Origin of the sequence: Haladaptatus cibarius D43 (assembly GCF_000710615.1) — an archaeon.
Classification (GTDB): domain Archaea; phylum Halobacteriota; class Halobacteria; order Halobacteriales; family Haladaptataceae; genus Haladaptatus; species Haladaptatus cibarius.
The window spans coordinates 340,231-358,520 of sequence record NZ_JDTH01000001.1; the positions used below are offsets into that span (position 1 = coordinate 340,231).

General features: G+C 57.2%; 22 protein-coding genes and 1 pseudogene. 10 read left to right on the forward strand and 13 right to left on the reverse strand.

The window, feature by feature from the left end:
• The first annotated feature begins 134 nt into the window (after positions 1-134).
• Positions 135-1,169 carry a DUF5784 family protein gene (locus HL45_RS01755; protein WP_049969391.1) on the forward strand — a complete coding sequence of 345 codons (1,035 nt, stop codon included), beginning with the start codon at positions 135-137 and terminating at the stop codon, positions 1,167-1,169.
• A gap of 18 nt (positions 1,170-1,187) precedes the next feature.
• On the opposite strand, the gene HL45_RS20225 is transcribed toward HL45_RS01755, so the two are convergent.
• Together HL45_RS20225 and HL45_RS01760 are read right to left on the reverse strand one after the other, a co-directional pair.
• Positions 1,188-1,385, reverse strand: a complete 198-nt coding sequence (locus HL45_RS20225; protein ID WP_144239980.1) for a hypothetical protein — start codon at positions 1,383-1,385, stop codon at positions 1,188-1,190.
• A gap of 113 nt (positions 1,386-1,498) precedes the next feature.
• The gene (locus HL45_RS01760) at positions 1,499-1,783 is read right to left on the reverse strand and encodes a DUF5789 family protein (protein WP_049969392.1); all 285 of its coding nucleotides are present in this window, start codon (positions 1,781-1,783) and stop codon (positions 1,499-1,501) included.
• A gap of 139 nt (positions 1,784-1,922) precedes the next feature.
• On the opposite strand from HL45_RS01760, the gene HL45_RS01765 reads away from it, so the two are divergent.
• Both HL45_RS01765 and HL45_RS21055 read left to right on the forward strand, forming a co-directional pair.
• Positions 1,923-2,711: a PHP domain-containing protein gene (locus HL45_RS01765; protein WP_049969393.1), complete on the forward strand. Its 789-nt coding sequence runs from the start codon at positions 1,923-1,925 to the stop codon at positions 2,709-2,711.
• A gap of 38 nt (positions 2,712-2,749) precedes the next feature.
• Complete coding sequence (locus HL45_RS21055) at positions 2,750-2,914, forward strand: DUF6757 family protein (protein WP_162833835.1); 165 nt, start codon at positions 2,750-2,752, stop codon at positions 2,912-2,914.
• A gap of 21 nt (positions 2,915-2,935) precedes the next feature.
• On the opposite strand, the gene HL45_RS01770 is transcribed toward HL45_RS21055, so the two are convergent.
• Together HL45_RS01770 and HL45_RS01775 are read right to left on the reverse strand one after the other, a co-directional pair.
• Positions 2,936-3,313 carry a hypothetical protein gene (locus HL45_RS01770; protein WP_049970050.1) on the reverse strand — a complete coding sequence of 126 codons (378 nt, stop codon included), beginning with the start codon at positions 3,311-3,313 and terminating at the stop codon, positions 2,936-2,938.
• Between the two features lie 113 nt (positions 3,314-3,426).
• A complete protein-coding gene (locus HL45_RS01775) occupies positions 3,427-3,747 on the reverse strand; it encodes a 4Fe-4S dicluster domain-containing protein (RefSeq protein WP_049969394.1) in 321 nt (106 codons plus the stop codon).
• Positions 3,748-3,958: 211 nt separating this feature from the next.
• On the opposite strand from HL45_RS01775, the gene HL45_RS01780 reads away from it, so the two are divergent.
• The 3 genes from HL45_RS01780 to HL45_RS01790 all read left to right on the forward strand — a co-directional run bounded on the left by HL45_RS01780 (position 3,959) and on the right by HL45_RS01790 (position 5,624).
• Complete coding sequence (locus HL45_RS01780; protein ID WP_049969395.1) at positions 3,959-4,426, forward strand: cupin domain-containing protein; 468 nt, start codon at positions 3,959-3,961, stop codon at positions 4,424-4,426.
• A gap of 67 nt (positions 4,427-4,493) precedes the next feature.
• On the forward strand, positions 4,494-4,961 hold the full coding sequence (locus HL45_RS01785) for a cupin domain-containing protein (RefSeq protein ID WP_049969396.1): 468 nt from the start codon (positions 4,494-4,496) through the stop codon (positions 4,959-4,961).
• Positions 4,962-5,036: 75 nt separating this feature from the next.
• On the forward strand, positions 5,037-5,624 hold the full coding sequence (locus HL45_RS01790) for a protoglobin domain-containing protein (RefSeq protein ID WP_049969397.1): 588 nt from the start codon (positions 5,037-5,039) through the stop codon (positions 5,622-5,624).
• 54 nt (positions 5,625-5,678) lie between these two features.
• Here the strand turns inward: HL45_RS01790 and HL45_RS01795 are convergent.
• Positions 5,679-5,948, reverse strand: a pseudogene (locus tag HL45_RS01795) (ArsR family transcriptional regulator); the annotation flags it as partial.
• 522 nt (positions 5,949-6,470) lie between these two features.
• Between HL45_RS01795 and HL45_RS01805 the strand changes: the two are divergent.
• Both HL45_RS01805 and HL45_RS01810 read left to right on the forward strand, forming a co-directional pair.
• Complete coding sequence (locus HL45_RS01805; RefSeq protein ID WP_144239981.1) at positions 6,471-6,884, forward strand: hypothetical protein; 414 nt, start codon at positions 6,471-6,473, stop codon at positions 6,882-6,884.
• Positions 6,885-6,949: 65 nt separating this feature from the next.
• A complete protein-coding gene (locus HL45_RS01810) occupies positions 6,950-7,741 on the forward strand; it encodes an aldo/keto reductase (protein ID WP_049969401.1) in 792 nt (263 codons plus the stop codon).
• A gap of 29 nt (positions 7,742-7,770) precedes the next feature.
• Here HL45_RS01810 and HL45_RS01815 read toward each other — a convergent pair whose 3' ends face one another.
• Both HL45_RS01815 and HL45_RS01820 read right to left on the reverse strand, forming a co-directional pair.
• The gene (locus HL45_RS01815; RefSeq protein ID WP_233274659.1) at positions 7,771-8,652 is read right to left on the reverse strand and encodes a cupredoxin domain-containing protein; all 882 of its coding nucleotides are present in this window, start codon (positions 8,650-8,652) and stop codon (positions 7,771-7,773) included.
• Between the two features lie 231 nt (positions 8,653-8,883).
• A complete protein-coding gene (locus HL45_RS01820; RefSeq protein ID WP_049969403.1) occupies positions 8,884-9,330 on the reverse strand; it encodes an MOSC domain-containing protein in 447 nt (148 codons plus the stop codon).
• Positions 9,331-9,610: 280 nt separating this feature from the next.
• Here HL45_RS01820 and HL45_RS01825 point away from each other — a divergent pair, with 280 nt between their 5' ends.
• A complete protein-coding gene (locus HL45_RS01825) occupies positions 9,611-11,944 on the forward strand; it encodes a hypothetical protein (protein WP_049969404.1) in 2,334 nt (777 codons plus the stop codon).
• A gap of 102 nt (positions 11,945-12,046) precedes the next feature.
• Here the strand turns inward: HL45_RS01825 and HL45_RS01830 are convergent, their stop codons facing one another.
• From HL45_RS01830 to HL45_RS01840, 3 genes are all read right to left on the reverse strand, one after another.
• A complete protein-coding gene (locus tag HL45_RS01830; protein WP_049969405.1) occupies positions 12,047-13,210 on the reverse strand; it encodes an acyl-CoA dehydrogenase family protein in 1,164 nt (387 codons plus the stop codon).
• 243 nt (positions 13,211-13,453) lie between these two features.
• Positions 13,454-13,867 (reverse strand): DUF7344 domain-containing protein, encoded by a 414-nt coding sequence (locus tag HL45_RS01835; protein WP_049969406.1) that lies wholly within the window; start codon positions 13,865-13,867, stop codon positions 13,454-13,456.
• 80 nt (positions 13,868-13,947) lie between these two features.
• On the reverse strand, positions 13,948-14,640 hold the full coding sequence (locus tag HL45_RS01840; RefSeq protein ID WP_049969407.1) for a type 1 glutamine amidotransferase: 693 nt from the start codon (positions 14,638-14,640) through the stop codon (positions 13,948-13,950).
• Positions 14,641-14,955: 315 nt separating this feature from the next.
• On the opposite strand from HL45_RS01840, the gene HL45_RS20230 reads away from it, so the two are divergent.
• Positions 14,956-15,480, forward strand: a complete 525-nt coding sequence (locus tag HL45_RS20230) for a hypothetical protein (protein WP_144239982.1) — start codon at positions 14,956-14,958, stop codon at positions 15,478-15,480.
• 17 nt (positions 15,481-15,497) lie between these two features.
• Here HL45_RS20230 and HL45_RS20235 read toward each other — a convergent pair whose 3' ends face one another.
• The 3 genes from HL45_RS20235 to HL45_RS01850 all read right to left on the reverse strand — a co-directional run bounded on the left by HL45_RS20235 (position 15,498) and on the right by HL45_RS01850 (position 18,219).
• A complete protein-coding gene (locus HL45_RS20235; RefSeq protein WP_144239983.1) occupies positions 15,498-15,764 on the reverse strand; it encodes a hypothetical protein in 267 nt (88 codons plus the stop codon).
• A gap of 114 nt (positions 15,765-15,878) precedes the next feature.
• The gene (locus tag HL45_RS01845) at positions 15,879-17,366 is read right to left on the reverse strand and encodes a class I adenylate-forming enzyme family protein (protein WP_049969408.1); all 1,488 of its coding nucleotides are present in this window, start codon (positions 17,364-17,366) and stop codon (positions 15,879-15,881) included.
• A 61-nt stretch (positions 17,367-17,427) separates the two neighbouring features.
• Positions 17,428-18,219 carry an alpha/beta fold hydrolase gene (locus HL45_RS01850; protein ID WP_049969409.1) on the reverse strand — a complete coding sequence of 264 codons (792 nt, stop codon included), beginning with the start codon at positions 18,217-18,219 and terminating at the stop codon, positions 17,428-17,430.
• Positions 18,220-18,290 lie beyond the last annotated feature (71 nt).

The window sequence follows — 18,290 nt, forward strand, 5'->3', positions numbered from 1 at the left end:
GTCAGACGGAGAGGAGACGGCAAAATGTACCGTTGAGGCGCGTGGCATCGATTGTGGTGCGTCGTGTAGCAGAAGGGCGGTAAGGCGTATCGAGGTGCACAACACGTAAGCACTCCCGGTTACTATGATTTCGCGTGGCAAGCCCGCTCCGCTTTCGCCGCTCTCAGGAGCGGTGGGACGACGACCGCATCAACGAGGAGTTGTATTCTCACCTCGATTCGAATCTCGGCGCACGCTCGCTGACGCCGCATTACTCTACACCGAACGGCTTCGAGGCCCGTCGATTCGAGATGGACAACGGCGATATGGCATTATTCGTGTGGAACGACGACACCGCGTACTGGCTTGGCAACACGGAAACGCCGCCAGCACTCTGGCGCACGTCGAAATACACCTTCGACGAGATTCCGTATCGAATCGCCCGCTGGGGACAGCGCGAACTGCTCGCAGACCTCGCCGTCGAATCGCCGTGGTTGGCGAAATACGACTACATCTCGTGGTTTTTCCTCCCCGTGTTCTTTTCCAAAGACGGACGTGAAACGTCACGGGCCTTCTTCCGCAAGTACGCCGCCGGATTTCCGGATGCGACGCGGGACGAGGCGCTCTCGTTTTACGAACGATTTCTCCAAACTGGTGCCTTGGACGACTACCGATACACGATGGCGTCGAAACTCGGCACCAGCCAGTACTTCGATAAAAACCGGATGAGTTCTACGATGAGCGAGTTCACCGTCGCAAAACTGCTGACCGACGCGGGCTACGATGTCGTCCCCGAAATCGAGGTGACGACGGGCCACTCCCTCGACTTCCGCGCCGAACCGAAACACGACAAAACCGGTCACGAACACGGACAGTCGCCGCTCGTGGAAGTCACGCGGCCACAGCCACCAACCCAGCGGGCGGCGAGTACGCCGGTCGCGGCCCTCCGGGAGACGGCGGAGACGAAATCCAACGGCCAGTTGAACGAACACGGCGGCGGCGCGGTGCTGTTCGTGGACTGCTCCGGCTTTCGGGACGACGAGTGGTCTGCCGTCATCGGCGAACAACCCGACGTTCGGCATCGCCCTGCCGTCGTTTTCCGCGCCCGGCCGGACGGCCACGTCGAAGGCTATCGGAAGGGGTCACCGCCGTTGCATCTCGACGGGGCGGTTCAGTGGCAAACGGGGTAAGGTGGACGAACGGAGCGACTACTGAATTCCACTCAGGATACCGAGAGCGAGGAGTATTCCCGAAAGGACGCTTCCAACTGTGACGGCAAGAATGCGAATGTGCGGATTCGGCCAGCTTCGATGAAGGACGAGGCGTGTCAGTAACCGATGGCTCAGCAAAGTCATCAGTAGTAGCAGTCCACCAGTGAGAGCGAGGTCTGTCCCGCCGGAAACCATTTGCTGTAGCTATCGGTTACCGAACTATAATTTTTCGTATTTCTTTCAGTATCTGTGTCTCCTCGTCGGTGAGCGACATCTCGAAAATAGCATGCCGTGTTGCGGTGATGTCGTCAGAACGAAATCTGTTCTGGCCCGTTCGTCCCCATCGTCGTCGGGTCGCGGTCGCTGTAATGTCTGCGCCCGATTGCTTTGCTGCTGACGGCACCGTACATCGCGTCGCGGGCTTGGTGCGAGGAGTCATACGTCTCGTCTCCGGCGCGGCGCAGCACTTCTTCGAGCGTTTCGGTGCCGTTCGGGAGGTCGATAACGTAGTCACCGTGGGCGGCGATGAGTTGCTCCGCACTGGCCGGATACTGGTACGAATCGAGCAACTGGTTTGCCTGTTTTAGCGTCATCGTGGAGCATCCTACACCAAAGTTCATTATAAAGGTTGTTGCCATACAATCATTATGATTATAAGGTGTTTAATCGGTATTATGGTCTATCGACTGTGAACATCGAAACCTCCTTGCTCCGTCGTTACCGAACGAACACATGAGTGTTTTCGCGGATCTCCACGTTCACACGACCAACTCGGACGGGTCGATGGAACTCCCGGAGGTTCCCGCAGTCGCGCGATCTGCCGACGTGTCCGTCGTCGCAATCACCGACCACGACCGACTCCACCCCGACCTGCCGACGCCCGTGACCGTCATCGAAGGCGTGACCATCGTACACGGTATCGAACTGCGGGCCGAAGCGCCCGACGGCCAGCACGTCGATTTGCTCGGCTACGGCGTCTATCCGACGCCGGAACTCGTCGCCGAACTGGAGCGTCTGCAAGCGGACAGGATGGAACGCGGACAGGCCATCATCGACTGCGTCGAAGACCACCTCGGAATCGACCTCGATTTGGAATCGCGCGAGGGGTTGGGTCGGCCGCACATCGCACGGGCAATCGACGCCAGTTCCGGCACGGAACACGATTTCAACAGCGCCTTTGCCGAAGTTATCGGCACGGATGAACCGTGCTATGTCGCCCGCGACGTCCCGAGTTTCGAGGACGCCGTCTCCCTGCTCTCCGAATCGAGTGGCTTGGTCGGTCTGGCACATCCATTCCGGTACGCAGACCCCACGTCCGCGCTCGCGTTGACGAGCGAACTCGATGCTGTGGAGCGATACTATCCCTACGGGCGCAAGGTAGACCCCAGACCAATCGAGCGCGCAATCGCCGACAACAACCTCGTTCCAACCGGCGGGAGCGATGTTCACGAAGACGTGCTCGGGGAGGCGGGATTGTCGAAGGAGGAGTATCGACATTTCCGCAGTGCAGTGACGCTCTGAACGCAGGATTCAATTCGGTTGCGAACGTAGCTGTTCGCATGCAGTGTCATTACTGCGACCGGACGGCGACGTTCGCACCGGAAATGGGCGGCGTGCAGGTCGGCCTCTGCGATACTCACTTCCGCGAGCGATTCGAGAGCTTCGCAGAGTCCGACGCACTGGAGTCTCTACAACGGGACTTGGATGCCGAGAAGTCGGAATAACCGCCGGAAAATCGAACGAGTTCAGTTTTCGAGTCGTGCGGTGAACAGCACGTCTTCGTAGCGATATGCGGGCGCATCGTCGAATCCGTCGAGCGCACGAGCAATCGAATCGGAATCGGAGCGAACGCGAACCGTTTCGACGCCCTCGCGGAAGAGATAGGAAAGACCGGTTCGGAGGATTGCAGACAGATCGTTTTCGTGGAGCGTGCAGGAATCGCGGGTGAACGACTCCTCTGTGAGGACGAGCGATGCGCCACCGCCGGAAACTGTGTACACTGTGAGAACGTCTCCGTCGTGCTCGGTTCCGAGGACACCTTCGGGCTCGAAAGGAATCGAGTCTTCGTCATCGAGTTGCAGGTCGAGTACGTCGTCCGATTCCCGCTTCGTCGCCGGACTCACGTTTTCCACCTCGTGTAGAGTTGGAGGGCACTATGTGAGTGCATATCACAACATACGAGCGGAGATATAAATATCCACAGGATAGCTGAAAAAATGACTGTTGTTACCGGCTCTCAGACTCGTCCGGCGTCAACGTCGATGGCATCAACTGGGCACACGTCCACGCAAAGCATGCAGTCGATACATTGGGCTTCGTTTGCCGGGTCTGCTTTCTCCTCGCTTTCTGGGTGTCCTGGCGTGTCTACCCATTCGAACACGTCCACGGGACAGTCTTCGAGACAGGCACCGTCTGCGATGCAGAGGTCGAAGTCAACCGCGACGTGGGTGCCGTGGATGCCGAGTTTGTCCGGTTCGTCCACTGGCCCCCATACGTCGTGGCCGTCGTGGTCGTCTACCTTTTCGCGGTTTTCGTGGAACTGTGGGTCGATAGCCATCTGTCTCTCACCTATGCAGGTAGAGGATATGCTCATACTTAAACCCGAGTACTTTACTTAAAACCTTGCCATCTCCCATATTTTTAGGTTAGGCTAAAAAACCGCAAAAGAGCGCCCGAAACTAGTCTTTTCGTTTTTCGACCGACAGAGGCTTTAAATACCATCACAATCCAGCAGGTGGTTTTATTTCGTGGCCTGCGGAGAGACGCGCATGCAGAAAGTCACCATCGAGGACGTGGATTCCCGAATGAGCGCGGCGGACGTTCGTCGAGGTCTCTCCGACGGCCTCGGGTCGACGGATTTGGCCATCAACTACTACGAACTCGCCCCCGGCGACAGTTTTGCGTTCGGCTATCACGCCCACGTCAGACAAGAAGAAGTATTCTACATCCAATCGGGTTCGGTGACGTTCGAAACGGAAACCGGCGACGTGGCGGTCGAAGACGGAGAAATCGTTCGGTTCGCTCCCGGCGAGTTCCAGTGCGGGGTGAACGAGGGCGACGAGCGTGTGGTGGCCTTGGCACTCGGCGCACCACAGGATTCCGAACTGGACGAAATGCGACGTGATTGCAAGGAGTGTGGAGAGCAAACCCCGAACACGCTCGAAATGGCCGACAGAGGCGAGGAACTCGTGACCTACTGTCTCGACTGTGGAGCGGAAACCGGACGGTTCGATTAGATGATTGTTTACTCGAACCGATTTGGTTGACGGATGGATTTTTCCGCCTACCGAGGTATTAGGAGATATGGAGAAAACCACGATTGACGATGTGGACGGCTTCATGAGCGCGGCGTCGGTCACCCGTCCGGTCGGGAAGGCGCTTGGAACGAGCGATATGGCTATCAACTACTACGAACTCGCGCCGGGTGATAGCTTCTCGCCCGGTCTGCACACCCACTTCGACCAAGAGGAGGTGTTTTACGTCCAGTCCGGAACTGCGACGTTCGAGACGAAAGAGGAGGACGTGGTCGTTGAAGCGGGTGAAATCGTCCGATTCGCGCCCGGCGATTACCAGCGCGGACACAACCATGGCGACGAGCGCGTGGTGGCCTTGGCTCTTGGCGCACCCGAAGAGAGCGAATCGGGTGAACTCCTGCGTGACTGTCCCGAATGTGGCGAACAGACACAGCATTGGATGCGAATCCCGGACGAGAAGAACGTCGTTGAAGTGTACTGTCTCACTTGCGACACTGTGACCGGGACGATGGACTGAGAAGACGGTTTGCCGTCCTCATTCTCTGGCCGTCACGATTATTGATACGTATGCTGACCTTTGGTGCGAGCATTCATGAGCGACGACATTCCCGGCTACACCTTCGGCGAGGAGTCCGTCCCCGAATCGCCAATCGACATGCCCGCCTTCAATCGGCTCAAAGAAACCGTCCTGTTCACCGAGGAGGACGAAGAATATCTCCGGATGGCGGGCGAGGTGCTGGACGGGCAAATCGGCGACGTCCTCGATACGTGGTACGAGTTCATCGCCGACCATCCGCATCTGATTCAGTATTTCAGCACGCCGGAGGGCGAGCCAATCGAGGACTATCTCGACCGCGTGCGGGAGCGATTCGGCCAGTGGATTCGGGACACCTGCAGCCCACCTTACGACGAGGACTGGCTGAACTACCAGCAGGAAATCGCCCTGCGGCACACGAACGCGAAAAAGAACGAAACCGACGACGTGGATTCGGTCGAACACATCCCCTTCCGCTACATGTCGGCGTTCATCTACCCCATAACGGCGACGATGAAGCCGTTTCTGAAAAACGGGGAGTACAGCGGAGACGACGTGGAGAGGATGCACAGCGCGTGGTTCAAAGCGGTTGTGTTGCAGGTGACACTGTGGAGCGAACCCTACGTTAAGGACGGGGATTTCTGAGGCGAGAAACCGGTTTCGTGGTAAAATAAACTATTCGACGTTTTCCAGTTCTCGCTCCACCAACTCGTCAAAATCCACATCCGCAGAATCGTACTGCTCTCTGTGTCTCAGGGCGATTTTCCCTGTCTCCGTGATTTCGTACAAGCCTGAACTTTCGGCAGGCCCGATTTTTTGAACCAGTCCGTAGTCTTCGAGAATTGGCAAACGGACATTCAGATGCGTTCGCTTCTTTCCGATTTCGACAGAGATGTTTGCGGCCACATTTCGGCGACCGTCGGAAAGAGCCTCCAATATTAGAAAATCAGTAGGCCGCTGAAGTTTCACGAATTTACTACCTTAGAGTCGATTGCTACCAGTGATTCTTAAAATTACTTACTATCATTAGAAATTGCTAAAAGTATTTTTGGACAATAATTGCTATCGGTAATTATATGGTAAATCTCCTCGAAAACCCTGCCATGAAGCCACTGAGAATTCGCCAGTAGTTCGATGATGAATCAAACGGGGCGATGCTGAAGACACCAACCCCGCGAACGCTTCCACGGAAGCCCACGGAAGCATGACCACCTACCCAACCGTGGGACAAAAACCTCCCGCACGCACCCACGAATCGCGCGAAGACGATACCTCACCGATTTCCACCCGAAACGGTGGCCTTTCTCCACGAGGGCGGAGTTGCACGCGAAACGCAACTCTCGGAGAATCAGTTCGGTGGTTTTCCACCCGAACAAAGGGGGTTCGACAACTGTTCACAACGTCCCCTCCCTCTCTCGAAAATCGGGCCGAAATCGCACCGTTTCGGCAGGTTGATTCGGGTCGAACGCGGTCTGTCGAATGTGGCCTTCGATGGCATTCTCCGTGCCCCTTCGTTTCCACTGGAAACCACCGGATTTCGGGCGGTGGGTCGGCGTGACCGACGACTCGCCGGACGGTTCGAATGACTCGCGGAATGGTTCGAAGGACGATTCCGAACAGCAAAACGACCGCTGGGAGCGCGTTGCTCGTGAGACACTGCAACACGTGCTGGTGCAGTACGCCCGCGACGCCGAAATCACGCTCGACCCGATTGGGGACACCCTCTACTGGGGCAACGAACTGAGCGAAGAGCAGGTCGAGACGGCCCGGCAACTCGTCTTCGATTTGGAGTACGTCACGGAGGAGTATCTGGCCCGACTGTGTTCCAATACGGAACCGTGGCAGGACGAGGTGGAACGAACGCCGACGCGACTGCCGCCGGGGCCTGCTGACGAGGACGATTGACAGACGAATCCGCCACCTTTTCCGCGACACTGACCTTTTTCGCCCGCGCGCGCTTTCCTCACTCCATGACAGAGATTCCGTCACCCGGCTTGGGAACCTCCGGCAACAAAGACGCGGGACAGTGTGCCGAAACCGTACAGACCGCGCTCGAACTGGGTTACCGCCACGTAGACACCGCGCAGATGTACGATAACGAGGAACCGGTCGGTGAGGGCATCGCCCGCGCCGACGTCTCCCGCGAGGACGTGTTTCTCGCCACGAAAGTCCTGCCGGACAACCTCGCGCACGACGACGTGCTCGAAACCACCGACGAAAGCCTCGACAGACTCGGCACGGAGTACGTCGATTTGCTCTACGTTCACTGGCCGATGAAGGCCTACGACGCAGAAGACACCCTACCCGCGTTCGACAAAATCTCGGAATCGGGCAAAGTCCGAAACATCGCGGTCAGCAACTTCACGCCCGAACTGCTGGACGAGGCGCGCGAAATCCTCGACAACCCAGTCCTCGCCAATCAGGTCGAGATGCACCCGCTTCTCCAGCAAGAGGAACTGCGAGACTACGCGAAAAAACACGACATCACGCTGGTCGCCTACTCGCCGATTATGCAGGGCGAAGCCGACGACGTACCTGAACTCCGCGACATCGCCGAAAAGCACGGCGTGACGCCGACCCAAATCAGTCTCGCGTGGCTCAAGCAGGCAGAAAACGTCGTCCCGATTCCGAAATCGACGGGCGAAAAACACCTTCAGCAGAATCATTCGCTTCCTGACCTCGACGCCGAAGATGTGGAGAAAATCGACTCCATCAACCGCGAAGAACGGCTCGTTGACCCGGACGGGGCCGCGTGGAACTAACGAGCGTCTAACGAGATTTTCACCGATTTCTACGGACTCCACTGCGCCGACCACGATCCGCTGCCGTCGCCCGATTGCCACTCGATAGCCAAATCGCTGGCGGAGCGGTCTGCTGAAATCTCGTAGGCCAACCATCCGGAGAGGCTTTCGCCGGACGCAACGTCGCGGCTTCCGAACCGCTCCAGTTCGTATTTGCCTTCCTGCTTGGCGATGTCAGACGGCTTCTGTTTGCGGCCACCGACGAGGAGGGAGAACGTCTCACCCTTCGGAAGCGACTGACGCATCCGGAAGCGGTTTTCGGCGTTCACGGTGACGAAGGCCCACTGGCGGTTGTCGTCCGCTTCAACGTCTTCCATTGGTCCGGCACCAGACTCATACCGATAGTGGTCGGTCAGGACGATATCCCGAACCGTAATCGCTAGTTCGTTCGGGCTGACGAACGTTTCGCTGACGGACAGATCTGGCCCGACTACTTTGACGGAAATCGATTTCTCGAAAGCACCTATCAGGTAGTTCACTGTGGACTCGTATGGATAGCTAAGTTCAGTAGACCACGTCGTCGTCTCTCCCGGCGGGATTTCTTCGGTTTGTATCGTCCCGGACTGCTGGGAGCCGCCCTCGCTTCCGTTTACTTCAATTGGTGATTCGAACGTGCTTGCGGAGTCGCCGTTATTTTTGATGGTGAACCCGAGTGTGAACTGTTCACCCAACACGACTTCCTTCGGCACGTCGGACGAAACGAGCGAAAACTGGCCGTCTGCCGTGCTTTCGCCGCCCGAATTTCCATCTCCTCTACCATCGCCACCGCCATTTCCGCTCTTTCCAGTGGGTGTACCGGAGCCGTTCCCCTTCGTTGGTGAACTATTCCCATTCCCGCCGTCTTCCGGCTCGGAACCAGTACATCCCGCCACAGCTCCTCCGACGAACACAGTTCCGGAAGCCGTCAGAAATCTTCTACGGCGCATGGGTAATTTACATACAAGAACGAAAATAAACACTCTGTCGTTGACCGATTTTTCGTTCGAGTACGGAATCCCTTCGAACGGTTCGGGCAATCGATTCGAGAACCAATTTTGCAGTAGACCGCGTCAGTTTGCCCCGTAGGGTCTTCCTACTGGAGTGTCGCCCCTACCACGACGATTTTACAGCGACTCCACACTGTCCCCGACGCCGATTTCGCCCGATTTCACGATGACCGCGCGAAGGCCGCCGCGGTGAACCAGCGCGGAAAGTGTTCCTTTCTCGGTCAGCGATTCGAGATGCGAACAGGGTTCGCAGAGTTCGACACCCTCACAAACCACCTCGCCGATTCGAAATCGCTCGTCAACGAGGTGGTTCAGCGCGGTATCTCGCGTCGTCACGTTCCGGCGATGTTCGCCCGGTTCGAGCGAGATTCCGGACTCCTGTTCGACGGCCTCCACCGCCTCGACTTCGATGAGCGTGATGTCGTCGCCCGAAGAGTCGGGGTCAAAATGCCGGTCGCCGCGCAGACCCGCCCCCGCGACTGCTTCGACCGACTCGACCGCTTCTGTCTTCTCTGCCGACTCGGAGGCGAGGTGGATCGCCTCCACGGTTCCTGTCCCATCCATAATTTAGGGTTTCCCCCGGACAGCTTAAAGCCGCGGTCGGCGGCATTCTTCAGTTTCTTCCAAGCCAGTTCCGACTCCTCGTCGACGAACGTACACAGTGACTACCGCCGTGCCGGTTCCGGGTGGTCGAGACTGTCGATTTGGGTCGAAACACGACTGGTAGACGACTCACCGACGGACGAAGGCGAAAACAGAAAATATAAAAATACCTTTTGACATAATTTAAATTTATAATTTGTTAAATTAAAATTATATTGTAGTCCTCGTATGTGCTATCTGTATGTCAGACGACGACGCACATCATAGCGATACGGGCCAACACTTTGACCGACGCGACTATCTCAAGTTCACGGGGGCAACCGCCGCCACCGCTGCGGGACTCTCGTTTGCGTCTACCACTGCGAGTGCGGCCACAACCCGACACGGCATCTCATTCGGAACAGTAAAGAACGCCGTGAACGACCTCGGGATGGATCCGAACGGCAACGACCCCATCGACAGCCAACTCCCGACGAACAGCAACGACCTGCTCATCGAGTTTCCGCCGGGTGAATACCGGATTCAGAGCCGACAGACCGTCGTCGGCCAGCACAACTTCGGGATTCGCGGCCTCGGCAACGACCCGACCGACGTTCGGTTCACCATCCCGCAGGGGAACGCCCGCGAGATTCTCGCACTCACGAACGGATACAACTACCTCATCGAGAACGTCGCATTCGACCAGACGTCCGATACGAACACCGGCATCGGCGTCACGATGGACGTCTCCGACGGCGGAGAAATCCACGACGTTCACACGCTCGGCTACACGCCGAACGAACACGAGATGGGTTCCAACGACGACCTCGGGGAACTGCTCGCGGTACAAGCGACCGACTCCGACGGGACGGTCGTCGTCGAGAACTACGTGAGTACCGGTGAATGCGACGTCATCGACTACCCGGACAACACCATCTGCGTGTTCGTCGGACTCTCTTCGAAAGGGACGGTGTATCTGCGCGACTGCCACATCGAGAACAAGGGCGAACACGCCGCCTACGCCTCGAAAGCCAGCGCCGTCCGCGTCGAAGGCGGTCTGTTCAAGAACAACGCGAACACGAACATGCGCATCTGCGGCTCCGGGTCGTACATGAAGGACGCGACAATCGTCGTAGACCGTGACGAGGGGTACTTCCGCGAGAGCGACACGGGCGACCCGCACAACGTGCGCGGCCTCTGGTGGGAGAACGCCCGCGAAGGAGCATCCGGCGGGTACATCGAGAACTGCGATTTCATTTTCGACAGCAACGTGCGGTCGCAGGGCATGATTCGCGTCGCTGGCAACGCGGGTGGGATGGATATCCGTAACTGTCGGTTCCAGAACAACACCTCGTCGGCGACGACCATTAGCGTCCAGGGACTCGGCGATGGCCCCCGCGGATATTACCCGCCGGGCGCGAACGACGTAGATGTCACGGGTTGTTCGTTCACCGGGTCGGGGTCGGTTCCTGCCGTCGATAGCAATCGAAACAACGCACCGGTCACGGTTTCGGACTGCTGTGAGTCGATGCCGAACGGCGGTGGGTTCAACGGCAGTGTTTCCACGAACAACATTAGCCACAGCAACTGTCCGGTTCCGGACCCCGGCAATCCCGGCGACGAACCCGGCGACCCGCGCGGGCCGAAACACGACATCACGTTCTCCGGCGGAAACGTGGACACGTTCGATTACTACTTCCGGGCGACCAACGCCGTCGAAGGCAAAAGCGGAATCGGCGGCGAAGACGACGTCGGGAGCGACAGCGGCGACGGCTCGACCACCGGCACCGGAAGCGACACGTACCTGTTCGAACAGGACATCGCCGGAATGAGCCTGAACCTCGGCGACTACATGACCGTTCACCTCGACGGCTCCGACAAAACCATCACCATCGAAGGGGTGGACGACGGCTACAACAACGGGTACTATCTGGAAGTCACCGGCGACCTCTACCCAACCGGTAGCTCCGACAACCACGATGTGGAGGTCTCTCCGAACGGTGATTCGGTGAATGGTCTCGTCGGGTCGGGAAGCGACACGTGGGAGTTCACGGGCGAACTTTCGCGTATCGGACTTAACCAGGGTACTGCGACGGTTGACGTGACGCGGCGACACAAACTCGAAATCGAAGACTACGACGACGGTGTCAGGGTTCCCTACGAGTTCTCGGTCACTGGCTCGGTCAAGAAGGGTCAGAAAGCTAACGACAGCGATTCGGTGTCCGGAAACACCGCCAGCGGCGCAGTCACCGGCGGCACCGATTCCTACATCTTCACCGGTCGTATCACCGATTTCACTCATTCGGGCGCGATTCACACCTACGTGGACGACAAGGAGGTCATCACGCCGTCGCTCGACAAGAACACTGTCACTATCGAGGGCGATGGGCCGGACAGAGACTACAAAATCGCCGCCATTGGCGGCCTCGGCAAGAGCGGACAGAACAATTCGAGCATCAACAGTGGCGACGACATCTCGGGTCGCATTGCCACCGGAACCGTCTCCGGCGGAAACGACAGCTTCGACTACCGCAACGGCATCCGTGTGAGTCCCCGCGACTGGGGCGGCGCAGACCACTATTTCGAGACGAACTGAAACCGCAGGAGGAGATTACAGCGAACCGGTGAAGCGCGCTACTCGAACACCGAAATCCCGGTCGGCTCACTGTATCGCCACATTTCTCGTGCCGCTATCGCGTCACTCGAAGGCGGCGATGCCAGTGAGATCCTGCCCGAGAACAAGCGTGTGAATGTCGTGGGTGCCCTCGTAGGTGTAGACCGTCTCCATGTTCGCCATGTGGCGCATCGGCGGGTAGTCCGTCGTGATGCCGTTGCCGCCGAGCATCTCGCGGGCGATGCGGGCTTGGTCGCGGGCCATTCTGACGTTGTTTCGTTTGGCCATCGAAACGTGCTGGGGTCGCAGGTCGCCACGCTCTTTCAGGTCGGCGAGGCGGTGGGCGAGCAGTTGCGAGGTCGTAATCTGAGTGGCCATCTCCGCCAGTTTGTCCTGTTGGAGTTGGAAGCGCGCAATCGGGCCGCCGAACTGCTCGCGGTCGGTCGCGTACTGCCGCGCCGTCTCGAAGCAGTCGCGGGCCGCGCCGATTGCACCCCACGCGATTCCGTATCGGGCCTGCGTGAGACAGGACAGTGGGCCTTTCATTCCCTCGACATCGGGGAGGACGTTCTCCTCCGGAATCGTCACGTTTTGCAGGCCGATTTCGCCCGTGATGGACGCGCGGAGCGAGAGCTTTTCGTCGATTTTGTTGGTCGTCACGCCGTCGCGTTCGGTTTCCACGAGGAAGCCGCGAACCGGGGAATCATCGGCGGAGCGGTCGCGCGCCCAGACGACCGCCACGTCCGCAATCGGGGAGTTGGTAATCCACGTTTTCGACCCGTTGAGAACGTATTCGTCGCCCTCCTTTTCCGCGTAGGTTTCCATGCCGGACGGGTTCGACCCGTGTTCAGGTTCCGTCAGGCCGAAACAACCGACTGCCTTTCCTTCCCCGAGGTCGGGAAGCCACTCGTCTTTCTGTTCTTCGGAACCGAAGGCGTGAATCGGGTACATCACGAGCGCGCCCTGCACGCTGGCCATCGAGCGCAGGCCGGAGTCCGCGGCTTCGAGTTCCTGCATCAGCAGGCCGTAGGCCGTCTCGCTCAAGTTCGGCAGACCGTAGCCGTCGAGGTTCGGCGCGTAAAATCCGAGTTCGCCCATCTCCGGGATGAGTTCTTTCGGGAACGTTCCGGCTTCGAAGTGGTCGCCGATGTCGGGTTTGACGTGTTCTTCCACGAACTCGCGGGCGGTGTCTCGAACCATTCGCTCTTCCTGTCCGAGGTCAGCTTCGAGTTCCACGTAATCGAGCATGGACAACTCTCCGGAGGGGAGGCTAAAAAACGCTCCTACTCCGGGGAACTGGACGACGAAAAATTAACTACAAAGATAGGGATGAGACAACGTTCATTATCCTACACGACCGACATTAGAGAAGGCAAACTCTCTGTGAAAACTGCCGATGAGTGGCTTACTTCGTGGGTAGAGAACAGTGGCTACTACTCGCCACTCGATAGCGGCGAAGAAGTCCTCTACGGATCACTCTTGCGAAAACCCCTACTCTTTCGGAACCGCGTCGTCCCGCGCAACCGCGATGTCGAGGTAGGCGTCGGCCTGTTCCGAGTGGACGCCGCTGTCCACGAGTTCTCGGTCGTCGTCGTACTGGACGAGTCCGGACATCGCCAGCTTCGGGAGTTGCGTGTGTTGAAGCGACATGTAGACGTTTCGTCGGTGTTCGTCCGAAACGAGGTCGATGGTCTTGTCCATCTCCCACGCCGCGATGGTGTCCACAAGCTCGGGTAGTGTCACGGGCGGCTCCTCTTGGCGAAGGTAGTGGAGGATGTAGCGACTCCGGCGGGACGCGAGCGCGTCGAACAGGGCGTCCTGCGAGAGTGAGGGCACGTTGGCACTGGGGCCGGATGGCGACGTAGCGCGTGACGAACCATCGTCGTCTGTCGTCGGATCTGCCATGAACTATCTCCACGCTCCCGACGAATGTCACTCTGGTGGTTACCCATTCAGGTTGTTTATGCCGATTTGGGCAAAAACAATCAGTCGGCGGAGAGGTCACCCGATTCGCGGACGTAGTCGGTGAAGTTCTCGAAGACGATTTTCGCCTCACACGCGGCGGTGAAGTTCTCCTCGTTGATACCGTCCAACACTTGCTGGAGGCGTTCCGCGGAGAGGTCTTTGCCCCGTGTGACCTCCTCTGCGGTATCCATGTCGTATTCGGGGTGGAACTGGACGCCGAACACGTCCTCCTTCCGGAAGCCGTGGTTGGAGTAGTCGTTTTTGGCGATGGATTTCGCTCCCGGCGGAAGTTCCACGACCTCGTCCGAGTGGGTCGTGAAGGCGACGAATTCGGATTCGATACCGTCGAACAACGGTGATTCGCCGACGTGTTCGACTTCCCGATAGCCGATTTCGTACTCGCCCATGTCGCGCACGTCGCCGCCGAGCACGTCGGCAAGCAGTTGGTGGCCGTAACAGATGCCGAGCATGGGCATGCCGGATTCGATTGCGACTTCGACCCACTCTTTCAGCGGTGGAATCCACGCTTCGTCCCAGTACACCGACGACCGCGACCCGGAGACGACGGCAGCGTCGAAGTCGAAACTGTTCGGGAGGTGACCTTCCGTCACGTCGAACTCGGTCAGGTCTGCATCGAGTTCTCTGCGGAAGTTTCGCCGCGTGTTTTCGTCCCCGTGCGCGGCGTTCAGAAATGCGATTCGGAGCCGACTCATTGAACCATAGTAGCAACCGGAACCAACAAATGGATTTCGCTACCGGGAATTTGGTCTTCTAAGGTATGGATACTTATTTAATACTTGATAAAAAATTTGCCATTTTATGTATATTTATAGCATATTGAAAAACTATTAAGTAAGTATTAGAATATAAAATGAAATATCGAAATAAAATGTGGAAAGAAGGAAAGTGTTAAAACAATATGTTCTGGTCTTGTCGCAAGTGCTGGATTAAGTGGTATTGGTTCGGCACAGAAATCTGAGAGCAGTCAGGATATTGATACAGGTTTCAAGCCGACAGATAGAGACGATGTGGTCAAATTTGCTTGGAATTTAAATGAAGTAGAGGATATAAAAGAAGTATTCAACCACTTGAGTAATAAGCAAATAAAAGCTGTTCGTGAGGTTCTGCAACCACAAGAAATCACGGTTGTCACTGATGAAAAAGAGATCACCAAAGATGTAGATATTCAACAAGTTGCAGGGCCGGACTGGCGAGTTGGGAAAGCTACGGCAAGGGCTTATGCAAAAAGTGTAGATGGCGTCGAAGTTTGGTCGTTCGGTGTTGAAGCTACTTGGGAATTTAGTGGCTCTAGCGTTAGAAATGTGAGTTCAACTCATGCAGTTTCAACTAACCACTACATGTGGCATTGGAAGAACATGATTGATGAGAATGAAAGAGTTCATGATGATAGCTGTGTGGTATATAAACAAGGTAAATTCTCATATTGTGAACCTATCGGTCTTGGCTGTCTCAAATCACATACACCGTACATAGAACATTACGGTTATGAAGATGGTAGCAGTCATACTGAATCAAATTATAAAACAAACTAGTTCAAAAATCCAATTTATTAATTATTCTCGAAACCGGGACTAGTTATATATCCGGCTATGGCAAAATAGGAATAGCCAACTAAAAAAACTCCAAAAACCATGAGTAATATTCCCATTTTCTCACGTGTTGAATCCGAGGAAATATACCAATTCCATCCACGATAAAAGAAGTATACTGCCATAACCGGTGAAATAAGAGGAAAGTATAGAGAGGAGGCTACCCCAAGTATAATAATAATTATTCCATGGGCAATTTTGTTCTCCAAATCAACAATTTCGAACATTCTTTCTTTATATGGTACCAAGTAGAACTAAATTAGTCTGTTGATTCTTTATACCGTATAAATGTGCATTTCATTCTATATTAATATTTATCTGGAGGTGGTTTTTACACTTCTTTACCCCCCACCGAACCGCGTCCGCAGTTCTGCCCGATTGAGTTCTCCCGTCGCGCGACGAGGAAGCGAGGCGACCACTTCGATTGCCCGCGGAACTTCGTGCTGTGCGAGTCGCTCCTCCGCGAACTCCCGCAGTTCGCCCGGCGACGCGTCGCCGACGACGACGGCTTTCGGTGCCGCTCCGCCGGTTTCCGCAACTCCTTCGATGGCGCCCGCCGACCGAACGTCGGGGTGTGATTCGAGGACGGTTTCGATTGCTCGGGGATGAATTCGCTTTCCTTCGCTTTCGAACGGTTCGTCGGCGCGTCCGACGAAAACGAATCCGGCGGATTCGTCGCCGTCACTTTCGCCGCTTTTCACGTTTCCGCCGCCTTCCCCGTTTTCACGCCGAAACAGGTCGCCGGTCGGAACCCAGTCGCCGAATCGCTTGCCATCGAGATACCCGCCTGCGGTGGTCGCCCCGCGAACGAACAGTTCGCCCGTTTCGTCCTCGATTCGAACGTCGCAGTCCGGAAACGGATGTGCAGTGCGCTCGTTTCCGGGTGACTCACGGAGAACGTTCAGGCCGGTTTCCGGGCGACCGTACACCCGAACGAACGGAACCGGAAACGCTTCGCGCACGTCCGGCGGGACGCGGGCACGGGTCGTCAGCCAATCGAGGGAGGAAAGCGAACGGAGCGAATCACGGTTCGTTTTTCCATCGACATCAGCCAGTCCCTGAAATTCGGTCGGCCCGCCGTCGAGGCAGCTGACGCCGTGTTGCTCGATTGCGGCCAGTGCGCGTTCCGGGTCGAACGCGCGCTGGAGGACGACGCACCCGCCGACGGTAAGCAGTGGTAAAACGAATCTGAACAAACAGTCGGAAAGCGACAGCGGAAGCAGTGGGAGGGTGCAGTCGGTTCTGCCCAATCCGAACCCGGAAACCGCCGCGATGGAGTTCCATTCGACTGCCCGTCTGGACAAGCGGACGACGTTCTCGCCGTCGTCGGTGGAAACGAGAAGACATGTGTCGTCTTTCTCGATTGTCGCAGTTTGGTCGCAGTTCGCATGTGGGGAATCGACCGCGGCCGCGGTCGATTCCCCTGCCTCGGCCGGTTCTCCGTCAATGGCCGGCCTTTCGTGTTCTATCTCCTCGAACGAGTGGGCGTCGAACTGTCGGACGAGGTCTCGTTGTGCTGATTCGAACAGCACGATGTCGGGGTCGATTCGCTCCATCGGGGTCGAAACGGTCGCGGGCGTGAGTCGATGTGAAACCGGTGCGAACACGCCGCCGCCGCGCCACGTGGCGAACAACAGAACGAGCACCTCGACGCGGTTTCGGGAGACGACGGCGACTCGGTCGTCGGAGCTGATGCCGAGTTCGCTCAGTTCGTTCGCAACGGATTTCACTCGTCGAGCGAAGTCGGTGTAGGTGAATTCCTCGTTTCCCTCGACGACGGCGACCCGATTCCCCCAGAGGTCGGCGTGTCGCTCGAATGATAGCGACATACCTCCCATTGAACGTGAACCGTGTTAGCAGTTCTGTGCGATTCGAGGGACAATCCGAACCTCACTCGAACGTCTCGTCCGCGTTCGCCTCCAAAAACTGCAACAGTTCGTCGTTGACCTCTTTCGAATGCTCGATGTGGACGAAGTGGGGTGCACCCTCGAACTCCCGCAGGTCACCACGAGGGAGTCCGTTCGCCAGTTTCCGACCTGCTTCGACCGGGAAAACCTCGTCCTCGCTTCCGTGAAGCACCAGTGTCGGAGTCGTAATTTGGTACAGAGTATCGCTCACGTCGAAGTTCGCCATCGCGTCGAACTGGGCGCGTTGGGCGTCGAGTTCGGCGTCACCTTCTAGTCGCCATTCTACGAGGTTTTCCAACCCGGCGTCGAACGCTTCCTCGCTCACCACTGGGCGGAGCGATTCGTGGAGTTCGTCCGGCGTTTTCTCGGCGAGCAGTTGCTCTCGAACTTCCGTTTGGAGTTCTGAGCCATCTGCGGACGTGCCGATGAGTGTCAGCGTTTTCGCCCGCGAATATTTTTTGGCGTACTGGAGTGCGACCATCCCGCCCAGTCCCGCACTGACGAGATGCGCCTTCCTGAGATTGTGGTCGGCCAACACCGAATCGAGGTCGCCCGCCATCTGTGAAACCGAATACGGGCCGTTCGGGGCGTCCGAGCGCCCGGTTCCGCGATTGTCCCACACCAGCGACTCGAATGGGCCAGCGACGGCGGCGTGTTGCCACCCCCACTGCCATGCACCATATCCGATGTCCTCGATGAACGCGACCGTGTCGTGGTTCGCCGTCCCGTCCGTTTCGTAGTATAGCGAGACGCCGTCGTGTTCCGCAACAGGCATTCTACCGGAACGATACGATGGTCAGGTGTTTCAACTCGTTCATTCGTCGGGAGCACCACTGCAATCTCTGG

Excerpts from the sequence above, each read along its gene's own strand:
- HL45_RS20225 (WP_144239980.1), bottom strand. The coding sequence starts at position 1,385 with ATGGTTTCCGGCGGGACAGACCTCGCTCTCACTGGTGGACTGCTACTA.
- HL45_RS01760 (WP_049969392.1), bottom strand. The coding sequence starts at position 1,783 with ATGACGCTAAAACAGGCAAACCAGTTGCTCGATTCGTACCAGTATCCG.
- HL45_RS01765 (WP_049969393.1), top strand. The coding sequence starts at position 1,923 with ATGAGTGTTTTCGCGGATCTCCACGTTCACACGACCAACTCGGACGGG.
- HL45_RS21055 (WP_162833835.1), top strand. The coding sequence starts at position 2,750 with ATGCAGTGTCATTACTGCGACCGGACGGCGACGTTCGCACCGGAAATG.
- HL45_RS01775 (WP_049969394.1), bottom strand. The coding sequence starts at position 3,747 with ATGGCTATCGACCCACAGTTCCACGAAAACCGCGAAAAGGTAGACGAC.
- HL45_RS01780 (WP_049969395.1), top strand. The coding sequence starts at position 3,959 with ATGCAGAAAGTCACCATCGAGGACGTGGATTCCCGAATGAGCGCGGCG.
- HL45_RS01785 (WP_049969396.1), top strand. The coding sequence starts at position 4,494 with ATGGAGAAAACCACGATTGACGATGTGGACGGCTTCATGAGCGCGGCG.
- HL45_RS01790 (WP_049969397.1), top strand. The coding sequence starts at position 5,037 with ATGAGCGACGACATTCCCGGCTACACCTTCGGCGAGGAGTCCGTCCCC.
- HL45_RS01805 (WP_144239981.1), top strand. The coding sequence starts at position 6,471 with ATGGCATTCTCCGTGCCCCTTCGTTTCCACTGGAAACCACCGGATTTC.
- HL45_RS01810 (WP_049969401.1), top strand. The coding sequence starts at position 6,950 with ATGACAGAGATTCCGTCACCCGGCTTGGGAACCTCCGGCAACAAAGAC.
- HL45_RS01820 (WP_049969403.1), bottom strand. The coding sequence starts at position 9,330 with ATGGATGGGACAGGAACCGTGGAGGCGATCCACCTCGCCTCCGAGTCG.
- HL45_RS01825 (WP_049969404.1), top strand. The coding sequence starts at position 9,611 with ATGTCAGACGACGACGCACATCATAGCGATACGGGCCAACACTTTGAC.
- HL45_RS01830 (WP_049969405.1), bottom strand. The coding sequence starts at position 13,210 with ATGCTCGATTACGTGGAACTCGAAGCTGACCTCGGACAGGAAGAGCGA.
- HL45_RS01835 (WP_049969406.1), bottom strand. The coding sequence starts at position 13,867 with ATGGCAGATCCGACGACAGACGACGATGGTTCGTCACGCGCTACGTCG.
- HL45_RS01840 (WP_049969407.1), bottom strand. The coding sequence starts at position 14,640 with ATGAGTCGGCTCCGAATCGCATTTCTGAACGCCGCGCACGGGGACGAA.
- HL45_RS20235 (WP_144239983.1), bottom strand. The coding sequence starts at position 15,764 with ATGTTCGAAATTGTTGATTTGGAGAACAAAATTGCCCATGGAATAATT.
- HL45_RS01845 (WP_049969408.1), bottom strand. The coding sequence starts at position 17,366 with ATGTCGCTATCATTCGAGCGACACGCCGACCTCTGGGGGAATCGGGTC.
- HL45_RS01850 (WP_049969409.1), bottom strand. The coding sequence starts at position 18,219 with ATGCCTGTTGCGGAACACGACGGCGTCTCGCTATACTACGAAACGGAC.